The organism is Polaromonas jejuensis NBRC 106434 (assembly GCF_001598235.1).
In the GTDB taxonomy this organism is placed as follows: Bacteria; Pseudomonadota; Gammaproteobacteria; order Burkholderiales; family Burkholderiaceae_C; genus Polaromonas; species Polaromonas jejuensis.
The window spans coordinates 70867-86017 of record NZ_BCYO01000004.1; the positions used below are offsets into that span (position 1 = coordinate 70867).

Here is a 15151-nt window from a genome sequence, read left to right on the forward strand (position 1 = left end):
TTGTGGGCGAACGTGGGGGCCATTTCAGCGCCGGGCCGCCCCAAGGAAAATTAGCCCCCTCGGGGGCAGAGAGCTCGCGCGTTGTGGGCGAACGTGGGGGCACCAGTTCTTAGAGTTGGTAAAACTTCCGGATGGCATCCCAGGCCGACTGGGGGTCGTCGACATATTCGAACAGCTTGAGATCACCAGGCGATATCGCGCCTTCTTCGATCAGCACGTCAAAGTTGACCAGGCGTTTCCAGTAGTCGGAGCCAAAGAGAATGATGGGCACGGGCCTGGCCTTGCCGGTCTGCACCAGCGTGATGACTTCAAACAGCTCGTCAAGCGTGCCAAATCCCCCCGGAAAGGCCACCAGCGCCTTGGCACGCATCATGAAGTGCATTTTGCGCAATGCGAAGTAGTGGAACTTGAAGTTCACCGATGGCGAGACATAGGGATTGGCCGACTGTTCGTGCGGCAGTGCAATGTTGAGTCCTACGGTGAGGGCGCCCATCTCGTACGCACCACGGTTGGCCGCTTCCATGATGCCGGGGCCGCCTCCGGTGCAGATGAACAGCTGCTCGGCCGTTGGGCGCGGCTTGCTGTAGGTGGCCACCAGGCGCGCAAACGCTCTGGCCTGCTCGTAATACCGGGCGTTGCGCATGTGGCGGCGGGCCAGCGCCAGCGCCGCTTCATCGCCGCTTTCCTCCGCGGCTTTGAGCGTTGCTGCGGCCTGCTCGGGTGCGGGAAAGCGTGCGCTGCCAAACACCACGACGGTGTTTTCGATGCCCTGCTCGTGCTGGTCAATCTCGGGTTTGAGCATCTCCAGCTGGAAGCGGATGCCGCGTGTCTCACGGCGGAGCAGGAACTCCGGATCGGCGAAGGCGAGCCGATAGGCATCTGCCTGTAACGGCGATCCGTTGCTGGAGTGGGATTGCAGTTCCGCCCATGCATCTGCCAGGCGGTTGGTGGATAGGTCTTGAGTTTGGTCCATGCGCCATTGTCAACCATGGACGGGCTGCGTGGCACAGCGGGATGCGCTTCAGCCGGCATCCCGCAACAGCAGGTAACAGCCATGCCGTGTGTACGGCAAGGGGTACGGCAGCAGGGAGCCCCAGAACAAAAAAAGCCCCCTCGGGAGGGAGCTTTTTTCGGGGGGCAGGGCGCGCCTGAGCGGGCCCTTTGAGGGGCGCCTAGACGCGCTTGCGGTATTCGCCGGTGCGGGTGTCGATTTCAACGACATCGCCTTGGGCCACGAAAATAGGCACACCGATTTCAAAGCCGGTGGCAATCTTGGCGGGCTTGAGGACCTTGCCGGAGGTGTCGCCCTTGACGGCAGGCTCGGTCCAGGTGATTTCGCGCTGCACGCTGGTGGGCACTTCAACCGAGATGGCCTTGCCGTCATAAAACACGACTTCCAGTTCCATGCCGTCTTGCAGGTAGTTCAGCGAGTCGCCCATGTTTTCGGCTTCGACTTCGTACTGGTTGTACTCGGTGTCCATGCAGATGTACATCGGGTCGGCAAAGTAGGAATAGGTGCATTCCTTCTTGTCCAGAATGACCTGGTCCATCTTGTCGTCGGCCTTGAACACGACTTCGGTGTTGAAGTTGGCGATCAGGCTCTTGAGCTTCATGCGCACGGTGGCGGAGTTGCGCCCGCCGCGGCTGTATTCGGTCTTGAGCACGACCATGGGGTCTTTGCCGTTCATGATGACGTTACCGGCGCGGATTTCTTGAGCGATTTTCATAGCAGTTTTGACTAGGGTGGACCGCTAAACGGGTGCAGGGATGTGCAGGTTCTGCGGCGGGTTGTGTGAGCGGGTATGCGCTTTGTCAGGCAGGCAAATCCGCTGAGCTCTTGATTTTAGCGTTTTTTTGCCACAAAGCCGAGCAGGCGGGTACTCAGGTCGTCCTGGGCCATCAGGCGGGAGCGGGCTGCCAGTGCGCAGGCCTGCCAGGCGGCCAGGTCGAGGGCCGTTGCGGGGCTTGGTTCCGGGGCAGGGGCCGGCGCTGGCCCGGTGTTCCAGCGGGTGTGAAAGACCCTGAGCGAGGGCGGGGCATCCAGCATGTCCAGAAAGGCCTGCAGCTTGGCCAGATGGGCTTCGTCCTCTTGCGGGTAGATGTGCCAGACAAAGGGCTTGCCGGCCCAAAGCGCCCGCAGCACCGAATCCTCACCCCGCACGAAATTGAGGTCGCAAGCCCACAGCAAATGGTCAAACTCCTGCTGCGTCAGCAGGTTCAGGTATGAAATTGATAGCTGCTTGCGTCCGTCCAATAAGGGCTGGAGGCCTTTTTCATTATTTAAAACGGCTTTCACCGCCTTTTCGGCCCGTCCGGCCGCCACCAGCAGGCGCACGGGCTCGCCATCCAGCCCGTGCGCGGCCCATTGCGCCAGGAGTTCGGACAATGCCGCGGGCTCGTAGCAAAACAGCGAGACCAGCTTTTCGCCGTTCCAGGGGATGTGTTGCGCGGCCAGCCAGCCGGCGCGGTCAAAGCGCGCCTGCCGTCCGGCCAGGCCGGGCTCGCGCAGCAGGCCGCCGGTGGCGGCCGTGAAGCCGGGGTAGAAAAACCACTTGGTCCAGCCGGCGGCGGGGCCGCTCATCACGGGCGAGGGCATGGCATGGCAGCGCTCGACATAGGGCTCGGCCGACAGGTATTCGAGGTTGATCCACACGGGTTTTATGCCTGCAGCCCATTCCTTGCGGGCGCAAAATGCTATGAATTCAGGAGCAATTTCACAGCCGAAGGCCTCCACCATCACGTCCGGCGCCTGTTGCTCCAGGCCCGCGGCAACCAGGTCCAGCGGCCCGGTCCAGGGCAGGACGCGCACGCCTTCGCAGCCGGCAGGGGCCATCCAGCCCAGCGCCGACGCGTCATCGACCCACAACCGCACCTGCTGGCCGCGCCCGGCGAGGTCGGCGGCCAGGCGCCAGCACACGCCGATGTCCCCGAAGTTGTCGATAACCTTGCAAAAAATGTCCCAAACGCGCACGGCAGCCATGCGGATATTGTGACGCCAGCACGGCGGGCGCCATGGCGCCGCCGGTTTCCATACTCTGTCTGCCGGTGAATATTGCCCGAACCACCGCTACCCCTTCGAATGGGCATTGGTGAACGGCTTGCCCGTGGCTATGCTGTAGGCCCCACGCCATGCCCGGTGCGGCAGGAGAGGCCCATGACACCCAGGCAACTGATCGTTTGCTGCGACGGCACCAACAACAACCTGACCGGCGGCAGCCACGACACCAACGTGACCAAGCTTTGCGATTTGCTGGCGCCGGAGGCCAGCGGCCAGCTTCTTTACTACGACCCAGGCGTGGGCAACCCGGGCCAGCTGCCCGGGGCGACGGCGTCGGACAACTTCAGCCGCCGCTATGAGCGGCTCTACGGGTTGGCTTTTGGCAAGGGTATTTACGAAAACATCGCCGAGGCCTACCTGTTTCTCATGCGCCACTACCAGGCCGGTGACCAGATTTTCCTGTATGGCTTTTCGCGCGGCGCCTTCACCGCGCGCAGCATTGGCGGCCTGGTTACGCAGTTCGGCCTGCTGCGGCCCGAAATGGAGAGCATGGTGCCCACGCTCCTGCATGTCTATTTCTCCGACAGGGAAAAGGGCAAGGGCGAATACCAGCGAATCCGGGCCCAGATCAGCGAGCTGTTTTGCGCCAGCGACGCGAGGCTGGCCCCGATCTGGTTTGTCGGCGTGTGGGATACGGTGGCGTCCGTGGGCGCGCCTTTCCTCAGCCGCACCATCACCGCCTCGCCCACCATCGTGGGCAAGCGCTTCCACCATGTGCGCCAGGCCCTGGCGCTGGACGAATACCGGCGCTCTTTCGAGCCCCGTCCCTATTACATCGACCCGGCTTTCGACTACGCGGCGCATGGCCAGAGCATCCGGCAGCTGTGGTTTTCAGGCGCGCACTGCGACGTGGGCGGCGGCTACATCACGTCGGCCGCGCGGCTGTCCAATGAATCGCTGCAATGGATGCTGGAAGAGTCCGTGGCATGCGGGTTGCGCCTGCCGGCGAACTTCCTGGCGGCCTCCGGCGGGGTGGATGCCCAGGCCGTTCTGAAAGTGCAGCGGGCGGCCGGTTTGCCTTCCTTCATGGCCGTGCCCCGGGTGCACAGCGAAACCTTCGAGACACCCCTGTGGGCACTTGCGGGGCTCAGGCTGCGGGATACTCATGCGGTGGGTGACCCGGGCGGCCCCATGCTGCCTGCGCACCCGGTGGAGCACCCCTGCGTGGCACAGCTGGGTCTTTCCTTTCCGGCCGACACGGTGTGGGCCAAATCCCGTTCACCCTTGCCGCTTGTCGTCGCGGCGGTGTTCCTGCTGGTTTTCTGGTCGGCCGCAGGCGGGCTTTTGAGCGGCGCCATCGACCCGGGCACGATGTCCCTGTGGCAGTGCCTGCTGGCGCTGGTCACCGCGCTGCCCGAGGCGGCCGTCGCCAACCTGGTGCTCGCGCACTGGCAACTCGGGTGGTGGCTGTCATGGGCTTACCCCACAGAGGCGCTACCGGCTTTTGGGCGTGTGGCAGGCGCACTGCTGGCTGACCTGGGCCTGATCGCCGCGTATGGCTACATCATCTCGCGCGGGATCACCTGGGCATTTGCGCGCGTGGCCGGGCTGCGCCGGGCCTCACAGCGGCCTTCGCTCGCGCTCAACCTGCTGGGAATGAGTGGCCTGTTCACGGTGGCCGCCGACCTCACGGAAAACATGCTCACGCTGCTGCTCGTCAGCGGCTTTCCCAGCACCCTGCTTCCGCAGGCGGAACTGCTGGTGGGGCTGGCCATGACGGCCGCGGCGCTGGCCAAGTGGACCGGGCTTGCAGCTTGCGGCGCTCTGTGGGCATGGGGTGTGGGGAAGCGCCGGCGCACCTGGCAAGCCGCGACGGTAAGAGGGTAAAGCCCGGCCTCAGGCGGGCAGCGGGCACGCCGTATCGGGGCGCGCGGCAAAATAGGGCTTATGTCCCAAAACCTGAGCACCGTACATACGCCCGAGCTGCTGGCCGAAGTGGCAGCGTTGCCCGCACTGCCGGGGGTCTACCGCTATTTCGACGCCGAAGGCGGTGTGCTCTACGTCGGCAAGGCGCGCAACCTCAAAAAGCGGGTGACCAGCTACTTCCAGAAAAACCACGGCGGCACGCGCATTGGCCACATGGTGAGCAAGATAGCCCGCATGGAAACCACGGTGGTGCGCTCGGAGGCCGAGGCGCTGCTGCTGGAAAACAACCTGATCAAGGCGCTGAATCCGAAATACAACATCCTGTTTCGGGACGACAAGAGCTATCCCTACCTCAAGTTGACGGGCACCAGCACCGCGCAGGCGGAGGGCCCGCCGGCGCAGGTCTTCCCGCGCATCGCCTACTACCGTGGTGCGGTGGAGAAGAAGCACCGCTACTTCGGCCCCTATCCCAGCGCTTGGGCGGTGAAGGACACCATCTTGCTGCTGCAGAAAGTCTTCAAGCTGCGCACCTGCGAAGACACGGTGTTCAACAACCGCACCCGGCCCTGCCTGCTGTACCAGATCAAGCGCTGCTCCGCGCCCTGCGTGGGCCATGTGTCGGCCGAGCAGTATGCGTTGGACACCGCCAATGCCGAGCGCTTTTTGCAAGGCCAGGCGCAGGACATCCTGACCGAGCTTGAAAAGAAGATGCTGGCGCACGCCGACAAGCTGGAGTTCGAGCAGGCCGCCGAACTGCGCAACCAGATGGCCGCGTTGTCCAAGGTGCTGCACCAGCAGTCCATGGAAATTGGCGGCGACAAGGACGTGGACATCCTGGCGGTGAAAGTGCAGGGCGGCAAGGCCTGCGTCAACCTGGCCATGGTGCGCGGCGGCCGGCATTTGGGCGACAGGGCTTACTTCCCCACGCATGTCGAAAATGCCACCGATGCCGCGACACTGGATCTGGAGATTGAGGAAGCGGGCACAGGCGAGGGCACGCCTGCCAGGCCGCAGCCAGGCGGCAAGTCCCTGGAGGCCCTGGTGCTGGAAGCCTTCATCGCCCAGCACTACATCGACGTGCCCGTGCCGCCCACCCTGGTGTGCAGCGAGCCGGTGGACAAGGCGTTGATCGATGCCCTGGCCGCCCAGGCCGGCAGCAGGGTCACGGCCCTTCACCAGCCGCACGAACAGCGCCGCATCTGGCTGGAAATGGCGCAAAAGAATGCCGGCCTGCAGCTGGCGCGGCTGCTGGCCGAGCAGGGCTCGCAACAGGCGCGCACGCGTGCGCTGGCCGAAGCGCTGGACCTGTCCCTGGACAACCTGGATGCCCTGCGCATCGAGTGTTTCGACATCTCGCACACGGCGGGCGAGTCCACCCAGGCCTCCTGCGTGGTGTTTCACGGCCACAAGATGGTCAACAGCGAATACCGTCGCTACAACATCGAAGGCATCACGCCCGGCGACGATTACGCGGCCATGCGCCAGGTGCTGACGCGCCGCTACACCAGGCTGGCCGAGGCCGCACGCAATGGCGACGCCAGGTTGCCCGACCTGGTGCTGGTCGATGGCGGCAAGGGGCAGGTTTCCATGGCGCGCGAAGTGTTCAGCGAGCTGGGCCTGGACCTGGGGCTGATTGCCGGTGTTGAAAAAGGCGAGGGCCGCAAGGTCGGGCTGGAGGAACTGGTGTTTGCCGACGGCCGCGACAAGGCCTACCTGGGCCGGGACTCGGCCGCGCTGATGCTGATTGCGCAGATCCGCGATGAGGCCCACCGCTTTGCCATCACCGGCATGCGCGCCAAGCGCGCCAAGGTGCGTGTGGGTGGCAGCAAGCTGGAAGATATTCCGGGCATAGGCCCCAAGCGGCGCGCCAGCCTGCTGCAGCGCTTTGGCGGCATTCGCGGCATCGCGTCGGCCAGCGCCGAAGACATCGCCATGGTCGACGGCATTTCCAAAGACCTGGCCGAAGAAATTTACCGGGCCCTGCATTGAGTGTGCAGACGCTCGCCGGCTCGGTCAGGCGAGACGTTTTTGTACAACGAACCCAGGCATTTTGGCCTGCGCGGACAGGGCAGGGGACGGCTCATGCCAAAATCGCGCTCATGTTTCTGACCATCCCCACCTTGATGACCTGGACCCGCATTGTTGCGATTCCGTTGATCGTGGGGGTTTTCTATCTGAATATCGCCCCGGCCGAACGCAACCTGATTGCCACGCTGATGTTCGTGGTCTTCGCCGCGACCGATTGGCTGGACGGTTTTCTGGCGCGCAAGCTGAACCAGACCTCCTCGTTTGGCGCCTTTCTCGATCCGGTGGCCGACAAATTCCTCGTGTGTGCCTCCCTGCTGGTGCTGGTGCATTTGCAGCGCGCCGATGTGTTTGTGGCGCTCATCATCATTGGCCGCGAGATTGCGATTTCGGCGCTGCGCGAATGGATGGCGCAGATCGGCGCCGCCAAGAGCGTGGCCGTGCACATGATCGGCAAGGTCAAAACCACGGTGCAGATGATTGCGATTCCCTTCCTGCTGTTTGACGGCAGGCTGTTCGGGCTGGTCGACACCCATGTATGGGGCACCTGGCTGATCTGGCTGTCGGCGATTCTGACGGTGTGGTCCATGGTTTATTACCTGCAAAAAGCCATTCCGGAAATTCGCGCGCGGGCCAAATGAATCTTTGCTGAAGTGGTCAGTTCTTGAGTTCCGTACATTCCTCCAGCGCCCCGGTTCCCTTCATGATTCGGGCGATGCCCGCCGTGTTCGTGCTGATCTGGAGCACCGGCTTCATCGTCGCCAAGTTCGGACTGCCTTATGCGCCGCCGCTGACCTTTCTGGCGATTCGCTATTTCTTCTCCATCGTCTGCTTCCTGGTCTGGATCATGCTGGCCCGAGCCTCCTGGCCGCGCGGGCGCGCGCAGTGGCTGCATCTGGTCGTGACAGGGGTGCTGATGCATGGCGGCTATCTGGGCGGTGTCTGGGTGGCCGTCAAGGGCGGCATGGGCTCCGGCCTCACGGCGCTGATCGTGGGCTTGCAGCCGGTGCTGACGGCGCTGTGGATTTCGTGGGCGGCGCCTTCCGGCGGTTCCGGGCAAGCCCAAGTCACCGCACGGCAGTGGACAGGGCTGGTGCTGGGCCTGGGTGGTTTGCTGCTGGTGGTCGCGCGCAAATTTGGCACGGGCAGCGAGGTCACGGCGCTGACCCTGGCTTGCGCGCTGTTTGCGCTGCTCTGCATCACGGTGGGCACGCTTTACCAGAAGCGTTTTGTGCAGCCTGCCGATGTGCGCAGCGCCAATGCCATCCAGCTGGGCGCGGCCCTGTTGTTGACCTTGCCGTTGGCCTTTCTGGAAAGCGAAGCCATTGTCTGGAACGCCCCATTCATCGGCTCCATGGCCTGGTCGGTGCTGGCGCTCACGCTGGGCGGCAGTTCGCTGCTCTATCTGCTGATCCAGCGCGGAGCGGCCACCTCGGTGACCAGCTTGCTCTACCTGGTGCCGCCCACCACGGCCCTGATGGCCTGGCTGCTGTTCGGCGAACCGATCACGGCAGCGACCATCGTGGGCACGGCGCTCACGGCGCTGGGCGTGAGCCTCGTGGTGCGGTCCGCGAAGCCGCGGGTGGCGTAGTCCTCCAGGGCGCGTCCTGAAACTGCGCGAGCAGAAAATCGATGAGCAGGCGGATACGCCGCGGCGAGTCCGTGCGGTAGGGCGCCAGCCAGTGAATGTCGGCGTCGGGCATGGCGTAGCCCGGCAGCACGCGCACCAGTTGGCCTGACGCCAGCTGGGGCGCAATATCCCAGAGGCTGCGCAGCATGATGCCGCGGCCCTCCACGCACCAGTCGCGCACCAGCTCACCGGAGTTGCTCGACAGCGGCCCATGCACGCGCACCCGGGTGGGTGTTTTGTCGCGGTCTTTGTGCAGGGTCCATACATCAAAACGCTGGCCCGCATTGCCGTTTTCACGCACGATCAGGCAGGCGTGCGTCTGCAAGGCTTCCACGCTTGAAGGGGCGCCATGCTGCCTGATGTAGCGGGGTGAGGCCACCAGCACGCGCTGGTTGCGCGCCAGCCGGCGCGACACCCATTGCGCGGCCTGCCGGCCTTCCACCTCCCAGAGCCAGATGGCACCGTCATATCCTTCGAGCACAAGGTCTGGCAGTTGCTCGGTGAGCTGCAACTGGATCTCGATGCGTGGGTAGCGTTCCTGAAAGTTCGCCAGCGCAGGCCCCAGCCACAAGCGCCCGAATCCGAAGGTGGCCGCCAGCCGGATCAAGCCCGTGGGCTCGGCCTTGCGTTCCTGCAACTCGGCTTCCAGCGCGGTAAAGCCCTGCAGCAACACCAGCGCGCGTTCGCACACGGTCTCGCCCTCGGCGGTCGGGCTGACGCGCCGCGTGGTGCGCTGGAACAGACGCTGGCCCAGTTGTGCTTCCAGCGCGGCCAGGCGCTTGGTCACAACGGGCGGGGCCACATCGAGGCTGAGCGCGGCGGCGGACAGGCTGCCGTGATCGCGTACCGCCAGTACAAGCTCCAGGTCGCTGCGTTCCATTCATGCCCTAAAAGAAATAATTGATTGCCGGATTATTGCTTGAATCGAGCTTCTGGGTGCGACAAAATCTGTGAAGAGTACACAGAGGCAAGGGTTCACGTCATGGAAAGAAAAGCAAGGCGGATAAATGTTTGATGGATTTGCGTCATGCGATATCGAAGGTCCCGCCGGTAGGCTGCGCTCCTTGCGTGGCGGGCAGGGCGCGCCGCTGTTACTGCTGCATGGCCATCCGCAATCCCATGTGATGTGGCACGCGGTGGCGCATGAGCTGGCCGAAATGTTTACCGTGGTCATGATGGACTTGCGCGGCTACGGGGATTCAGCCCGGGTCGGCAGCGATGCGGAACACCAGGCCTATTCCAAGCGTGCGATGGCGCTCGATGCCGTGGCCGTGATGCGCCACCATGGATTCGAGCAGTTTCAGGTGCTGGCCCATGACCGCGGTGCACGGGTGGCGCACCGGCTGGCGGCCGACCATCCCGAAGCGGTTCAGCGGTTGATGCTGCTGGACATTGCGCCCACGCTGGCCATGTATGACAACACGTCGGATGCTTTTGCGCGCGCTTACTGGCACTGGTTCTTTTTGATCCAGCCGCCGCCATTGCCGGAAGCCCTGATCGAGTCGGACCCGGTGCGCTATGTACGCAGCGTGATGGGCAAGCGCCATGCGGGGCTGGCGGCCTTTGCCCCGGCGGCGCTGGCGGAGTACGAGCGCTGCGCGCAGATTCCGGGCACAGCCATGAGCATCTGCGAGGACTACCGCGCATCCGCCACGATTGACCTGGTGCACGACCGGGCCGATGTCGCGGCGGGGCATCGCCTGGCACAGCCGCTGCGCGTGTTGTGGGGGCAGCATGGCGCGGTGGGCCAATGCTTTGACGTGCTGGGTCTCTGGCGGGAACGCGCCAGCGACGTGTCGGGGCGCGCCTTGCCCTGCGGCCACTACATTGCGGAAGAAGCGTCAGCGCTGCTGCTTGCCGACGCCCTGAATTTTTTCAAAACCTGAACCAAAGGAACTCAATCATGAGCATGAACACAAGCAAGAACATCGGCAAGAAACGAATTGCAGTCATCGCGGGTGACGGCATTGGCAAGGAAGTGATGCCCGAAGGCATCCGCGTGCTGGAGGCGGCGGCCGACAAATACGGCATCGACCTGCAGTTCGATCATTTTGATTTTTCAAGCTGGGACTATTTTGAAAAGCACGGGCAGATGATGCCCGACAACTGGAAAGACCAGATCGGCGGACACGATGCGATTTACTTCGGCGCGGTGGGCTGGCCCGACAAAATCGCCGACCATGTGTCGCTATGGGGTTCGCTGCTGCTGTTCAGGCGCGAGTTCGACCAGTACATCAATTTGCGTCCCGCACGCCTGATGCCCGGCATCATCGCGCCCGTGGTCAGGCGTGATGGCCGTCCACGCCAGCCGGGTGAAATTGATTTTTACATCGTGCGAGAAAACACAGAGGGCGAGTACTCCAGCATTGGCGGCAAGGCTTTCCCGGGCACGGATCGTGAGTTTGTCTTGCAGGAGTCGGTGTTCACGCGTATCGGTGTGGACCGCGTGCTGAAGTTTGCATTTGAGTTGGCGCAGTCACGGCCTAAGAAGCATCTGACCAGCGCCACAAAATCAAACGGCATTTCCATCTCCATGCCTTACTGGGATGAGCGCGTGGCCGAGATGGCGAAGAACTATCCGGCGATTCAGCTGGACAAGTTTCATATCGACATCCTGACGGCGCACTTCGTCCAGCGCCCCGATTTCTTCGACGTGGTGGTGGCCAGCAATCTGTTTGGCGACATTCTCAGCGACCTCGGGCCCGCCTGCACCGGCACCATTGGCATCGCACCCAGCGCCAACCTGAATCCGGAGCGCAAGTTCCCTTCGCTGTTCGAGCCCGTGCATGGTTCGGCACCGGACATTGCCGGGCGCAATATCGCCAATCCCATCGGCCAGATCTGGTGCGGTGCCATGATGCTGGAGTTCCTCGGACACAAGGAGGCGCACGACGGCATTCTTGCGGCGATTGAGAAGGTATTGCAGCCCGACAGTGGCGCACCACGCACGCCGGATCTGGGCGGCCTGGCTGGCACTGCGGATCTTGGCAAGGCCGTGGCAGCGGCTCTTGCGCAGGGCTGAAGGCATTTGCTGACGCATGAAAAATACATGTCGCGTGAGCGCTCTGGCCGAGAAGCCGCAAAAAAGGGACTAGAATCCGCGTCCGCACGTTGTAAAAACATGCTGCTGTATTGACAGCTAAGACGTCCATGGCTCTAATGGCATCAGCAGAGAACCTGCGCATGCCGCTCCCGCTGACACTTCCATCACTGTGTCCCGGGAGATATTTTTTAGAGACAACCAGATTAACTTTTTATCAACGAGGGGCTCCTTGTGAACAAGACTGAACTAATCGAGCACATTGCCAAACATGCTGACATTTCCAAAGCTGCCGCTACGCGCGCACTGGAGTCAACCATTGGTGCTGTGAAAACCACCCTGAAAAAAGGAGGCTCCGTGTCTCTGGTGGGTTTTGGCACTTTTGCTGTCGGCAAACGCGCTGCCCGTACGGGTCGTAATCCGCGCACCGGCGATGCGATTAAAATCAAGGCTGCCAAGGTTCCAAAGTTCCGTCCGGGCAAAGCACTCAAGGATGCTTTGAACTGATATAAAGGTTTCAGGTGGGGTGCTTAGCTCAGTTGGTAGAGCAGCGCCCTTACACGGCGTAGGTCGGCGGTTCGAGCCCGTCAGCACCCACCACCCACCCATTGAAAAAAGGCGAACAAGGTTCGCCTTTTTTTTTGTTGGGTCCATTCGACAGTCGTACAGGAAATTCGAGATGTTTGATTTCATTCGCAAGCACACCAAAGTCACGATGGGGTTGCTGTTTTTGCTGATTGTCCCGTCCTTTATCCTGGTTGGCCTTAACAGCTATAACCGCTCCAGGGAAAACGGAGTGACTGTTGCCAAGGTGGACGGCAAGGACATCATCCAGTCGGAATGGGATCGGGCACACCAGAGCGAAGTCGACAGACTGCGCGCCTCCATGCCTACGCTGGATGCCAAGCTGCTGGATTCACCGGAAGCACGCTACGCCACGCTGGAACGGCTGGTGCGTGAGCGCGTGATCGCCGCCGCGGCAGAGAAATTCAAGCTCAGCACCAGCGACCAGCACCTGGCGCGCGAGTTGCAGCAAAGCCCTGAAATTGCATCCTTGCGCCGGCCGGATGGCTCGCTCGACATGGAGCGCTATCGCCAGCTGCTGGGCAGCCAGGGCATGAGCCCGGAAATGTTTGAAGCCAATGTGCGCGCCGATCTGTCGAAGCGTCAGGTCCTGATGGGCATTGCTTCCAGCGGGCTGGCTTCCAACGCCGCCGCCGACCTGGCGCTTAATGCTTACTTTCAGAAGCGTGAAGTTCAGCTGGCTCTTTTCAATGCCGCCGATTTCGCTGCCAAGCTGAGCCCGACGGATGCCGATCTGGAGCAGTTCTATAAAGCCCACGAAAAGCTCTTCCAGGCCCCCGAGCAGGCCAGCATTGAATATGTGCTGCTTGACATGGACAGTGTGAAGAAAAGCCTCACCGTCAACGAAGCCGACCTCAAAACCTATTACGAACAGAACGCCCAGCGACTGAGCGGTGCCGAAGAGCGCCGTGCCAGCCATATCCTGATTGCCTCGCCCAAGTCGGCGCCGGCAGCCGAGCGTGAAAAGGCCAAGGCCAAAGCGCAGGAGCTGCTCGCGGCCGTCAGGAAGGCCCCGGATACCTTTGCCGATGTGGCGCGCAAGAATTCACAGGACCCCGGTTCCGCCTCCAACGGTGGCGATCTCGATTTCTTTGCGCGCGGCGCCATGGTCAAGCCGTTTGAGGATGCGGCCTTTGCCCTGAAAAAAGGTGACATCAGCGATGTGGTGGAGTCCGATTTCGGCTATCACATCATCAAGCTGACCGATATCAAGACGCCTAAGCAGCGCAGCTTTGAAGAAATGCGGCCCGAGCTGGAAGCCGACCTCAAGAAGCAGGAAGCCCTGAAGAAATTTTCTGAATCCGCCGAAGCGTTTACCAACGGCGTGTACGAACAGTCCGACAGCCTCAAGCCGGTTGCTGACCGTTTGAAACTCGACATCAAAACCGCAAGCCGTGTGACGCGCCAGCCTGCCGCGGGTGCTGCCGGCGTGCTGGCCAGCCCGAAATTCCTCAACGCGCTGTTTGCCCCCGATGCGATCGAGAAAAAACGCAATACCGAGGCCGTCGAGGTGGCGCCCAGCCAATTGGCTTCGGGCCGCATCGTCCAGTACGCGCCCGCGCACACTCAGCCTTTTGCGGAAGTCAAGGACATCGTCCGCCAGCGCTGGCTGGCACAGCGGGGTGCAGAGGAAGCCCGCAAGGAAGGCAGCGCCAAGCTGGCCGCCTGGAAGGCCGCGCCGGCGTCTGCCGCGTTGTCTGCCCCGGTACTGGTATCACGTGACCAGGCGCAGAAGCTCCCGGTGCAGGTTGTGGATGCGGCGCTGCATGCCGATGTGGGCGCTTTGCCGGTGTTTGCCGGCGTGGATCTGGGCCCCCAGGGCTATGCCGTTGTCAAGGTAAGCAAGGTCGTGCCCCGCGATGCGCCGGCCGAAGCGGTTGCCAGGCAGGAGCGCAACCAGTACGCGCAGTGGTGGACGTCTGCCGAAAACCTGGCTTATTACAACGGGCTGAAGGAACGCTTCAAGGCGGAAATCCTGGTGTCCAAGCCCGTGGCCGGCAAAGTAAATACAGAAGAAAATGTGACAACGCAGTAACCGGTGCGGCTTTACCGCTATAATGCAGGGCTCCGGTGGCTGTAGCTCAGTTGGTAGAGTCCAGGATTGTGATTCCTGTTGTCGTGGGTTCGAGCCCCATCAGCCACCCCAGTATCTGAAAATCCCGCGTGTCATTTGCACGCGGGATTTTTTTTGCCCATGAAGCTTTGGCGCGCTGGGGTGCTTATCCCGTATGCGGTTTTGAATGAGCCCTTTCTCAGGTGACAAATCGCCGGGCTTGGGAAACAATTGGAAGCCGCCGCGAGTGGTGCCGGTGGAATATCCATCAAACAAGCCTGACGCCCTGTTTCCGATGACCGGCTTGAAATTGCCGACTTCTTGTGACCGAGGCCGCTGAGCCGCAGAAAGACCCGCTTTTATGCTCATTGCCTCCGCGCTACCCAGGATAAAGTGCTATCTGCTGGGCCTGCTGGCCGCCTCATGGGCGGTAACTGCCCCGGCGGCCGAGTCCTGGCTGACCATTGCGGGGGAGCCGGCCAACCCCGACAGTCAGTACATCCAGGTCAATCCGGTGCTGATCGATATCAAGGGTGACCTGCGCGTGATTCCCGTTCGTATCAATCGGGCGACGATTTGGAGCAGTCCCGAGGGCATACAGTTCCGCTCGGTGGAGACCGAGGTCCTGATTAACTGCACCGAACTAAGCGCCCATTATTTGAAGGCTGCTTTCTACGCGGAGCCGGATTTTCACGGCGAGCCCTTCAAGGTCCAGACTTACGCCAAAGACGATATCCAGCCCATGATGTTCAAGGACATTGGCGACAGCCCGAATGTACGCATCATCAAGGCGGCATGCGGCGCAAAAAATGTGACGAGCAATTAGGATAAACAGGCCCTGGGCGCCCCAAAGGCGCCGGCTCATTTGCCGAAGGGGCCCGCCAGCCGCCGCGC

Annotated in this window: 13 protein-coding genes and 2 tRNA genes; 11 read left to right on the forward strand and 4 right to left on the reverse strand. The window is 62.3% G+C overall.

Going from position 1 to position 15151, the window contains the following annotated elements; all coding sequences use genetic code 11:
• Window positions 1-109 precede the first annotated feature (109 nt).
• The 3 genes from PJE01S_RS06520 to earP form a co-directional block, all read right to left on the reverse strand.
• Window positions 110-973, reverse strand: coding sequence for an LOG family protein (locus PJE01S_RS06520; protein WP_068832352.1), 864 nt, complete (start codon window positions 971-973; stop codon window positions 110-112).
• A 199-nt stretch (window positions 974-1172) separates the two neighbouring features.
• Window positions 1173-1727: an elongation factor P gene (efp, locus tag PJE01S_RS06525; RefSeq protein WP_068832353.1), complete on the reverse strand. Its 555-nt coding sequence runs from the start codon at window positions 1725-1727 to the stop codon at window positions 1173-1175.
• 116 nt (window positions 1728-1843) lie between these two features.
• On the reverse strand, window positions 1844-2980 hold the full coding sequence (gene earP, locus PJE01S_RS06530) for an elongation factor P maturation arginine rhamnosyltransferase EarP (RefSeq protein WP_068832354.1): 1137 nt from the start codon (window positions 2978-2980) through the stop codon (window positions 1844-1846).
• A 174-nt stretch (window positions 2981-3154) separates the two neighbouring features.
• Here earP and PJE01S_RS06535 point away from each other — a divergent pair, with 174 nt between their 5' ends.
• The 4 genes from PJE01S_RS06535 (at window position 3155) to PJE01S_RS06550 (ending at window position 8540) form a co-directional block, all read left to right on the forward strand.
• Complete coding sequence (locus tag PJE01S_RS06535) at window positions 3155-4885, forward strand: T6SS phospholipase effector Tle1-like catalytic domain-containing protein (protein WP_068832355.1); 1731 nt, start codon at window positions 3155-3157, stop codon at window positions 4883-4885.
• Between the two features lie 60 nt (window positions 4886-4945).
• Window positions 4946-6913 carry an excinuclease ABC subunit UvrC gene (uvrC, locus tag PJE01S_RS06540; RefSeq protein WP_174548523.1) on the forward strand — a complete coding sequence of 656 codons (1968 nt, stop codon included), beginning with the start codon at window positions 4946-4948 and terminating at the stop codon, window positions 6911-6913.
• A gap of 110 nt (window positions 6914-7023) precedes the next feature.
• A complete protein-coding gene (gene pgsA / locus PJE01S_RS06545; protein ID WP_068832356.1) occupies window positions 7024-7590 on the forward strand; it encodes a CDP-diacylglycerol--glycerol-3-phosphate 3-phosphatidyltransferase in 567 nt (188 codons plus the stop codon).
• Between the two features lie 62 nt (window positions 7591-7652).
• On the forward strand, window positions 7653-8540 hold the full coding sequence (locus PJE01S_RS06550; protein WP_068832357.1) for a DMT family transporter: 888 nt from the start codon (window positions 7653-7655) through the stop codon (window positions 8538-8540).
• On the opposite strand, the gene PJE01S_RS06555 is transcribed toward PJE01S_RS06550, so the two are convergent.
• Window positions 8485-9459, reverse strand: coding sequence for a LysR family transcriptional regulator (locus PJE01S_RS06555; RefSeq protein ID WP_068832358.1), 975 nt, complete (start codon window positions 9457-9459; stop codon window positions 8485-8487). The two genes, PJE01S_RS06550 and PJE01S_RS06555, sit on opposite strands and share 56 nt — an antisense overlap.
• 127 nt (window positions 9460-9586) lie before the next feature.
• Here PJE01S_RS06555 and PJE01S_RS06560 point away from each other — a divergent pair, with 127 nt between their 5' ends.
• The 7 genes from PJE01S_RS06560 (at window position 9587) to PJE01S_RS06590 (ending at window position 15083) form a co-directional block, all read left to right on the forward strand.
• Window positions 9587-10465, forward strand: a complete 879-nt coding sequence (locus tag PJE01S_RS06560) for an alpha/beta fold hydrolase (protein ID WP_068832359.1) — start codon at window positions 9587-9589, stop codon at window positions 10463-10465.
• A gap of 41 nt (window positions 10466-10506) precedes the next feature.
• Window positions 10507-11601, forward strand: coding sequence for a tartrate dehydrogenase (locus PJE01S_RS06565; RefSeq protein WP_281178574.1), 1095 nt, complete (start codon window positions 10507-10509; stop codon window positions 11599-11601).
• 252 nt (window positions 11602-11853) lie between these two features.
• Window positions 11854-12126 (forward strand): HU family DNA-binding protein, encoded by a 273-nt coding sequence (locus tag PJE01S_RS06570; protein ID WP_007874140.1) that lies wholly within the window; start codon window positions 11854-11856, stop codon window positions 12124-12126.
• A gap of 17 nt (window positions 12127-12143) precedes the next feature.
• Window positions 12144-12219, forward strand: a tRNA-Val gene (locus PJE01S_RS06575).
• A 79-nt stretch (window positions 12220-12298) separates the two neighbouring features.
• Complete coding sequence (locus PJE01S_RS06580) at window positions 12299-14239, forward strand: SurA N-terminal domain-containing protein (RefSeq protein ID WP_068832361.1); 1941 nt, start codon at window positions 12299-12301, stop codon at window positions 14237-14239.
• 35 nt (window positions 14240-14274) lie between these two features.
• Window positions 14275-14350, forward strand: a tRNA-His gene (locus PJE01S_RS06585).
• Between the two features lie 268 nt (window positions 14351-14618).
• On the forward strand, window positions 14619-15083 hold the full coding sequence (locus tag PJE01S_RS06590) for a surface-adhesin E family protein (protein ID WP_068832362.1): 465 nt from the start codon (window positions 14619-14621) through the stop codon (window positions 15081-15083).
• Window positions 15084-15151 lie beyond the last annotated feature (68 nt).

What these genes read in the sequence shown, in the direction of transcription:
- PJE01S_RS06520 (WP_068832352.1), bottom strand. Translation starts at nt 973, where the DNA reads ATGGACCAAACTCAAGACCTATCCACCAACCGCCTGGCAGATGCATGG.
- efp (WP_068832353.1), bottom strand. Translation starts at nt 1,727, where the DNA reads ATGAAAATCGCTCAAGAAATCCGCGCCGGTAACGTCATCATGAACGGC.
- earP (WP_068832354.1), bottom strand. Translation starts at nt 2,980, where the DNA reads ATGGCTGCCGTGCGCGTTTGGGACATTTTTTGCAAGGTTATCGACAAC.
- PJE01S_RS06535 (WP_068832355.1), top strand. Translation starts at nt 3,155, where the DNA reads ATGACACCCAGGCAACTGATCGTTTGCTGCGACGGCACCAACAACAAC.
- uvrC (WP_174548523.1), top strand. Translation starts at nt 4,946, where the DNA reads ATGTCCCAAAACCTGAGCACCGTACATACGCCCGAGCTGCTGGCCGAA.
- pgsA (WP_068832356.1), top strand. Translation starts at nt 7,024, where the DNA reads ATGTTTCTGACCATCCCCACCTTGATGACCTGGACCCGCATTGTTGCG.
- PJE01S_RS06550 (WP_068832357.1), top strand. Translation starts at nt 7,653, where the DNA reads ATGATTCGGGCGATGCCCGCCGTGTTCGTGCTGATCTGGAGCACCGGC.
- PJE01S_RS06555 (WP_068832358.1), bottom strand. Translation starts at nt 9,459, where the DNA reads ATGGAACGCAGCGACCTGGAGCTTGTACTGGCGGTACGCGATCACGGC.
- PJE01S_RS06560 (WP_068832359.1), top strand. Translation starts at nt 9,587, where the DNA reads ATGTTTGATGGATTTGCGTCATGCGATATCGAAGGTCCCGCCGGTAGG.
- PJE01S_RS06580 (WP_068832361.1), top strand. Translation starts at nt 12,299, where the DNA reads ATGTTTGATTTCATTCGCAAGCACACCAAAGTCACGATGGGGTTGCTG.
- PJE01S_RS06590 (WP_068832362.1), top strand. Translation starts at nt 14,619, where the DNA reads ATGCTCATTGCCTCCGCGCTACCCAGGATAAAGTGCTATCTGCTGGGC.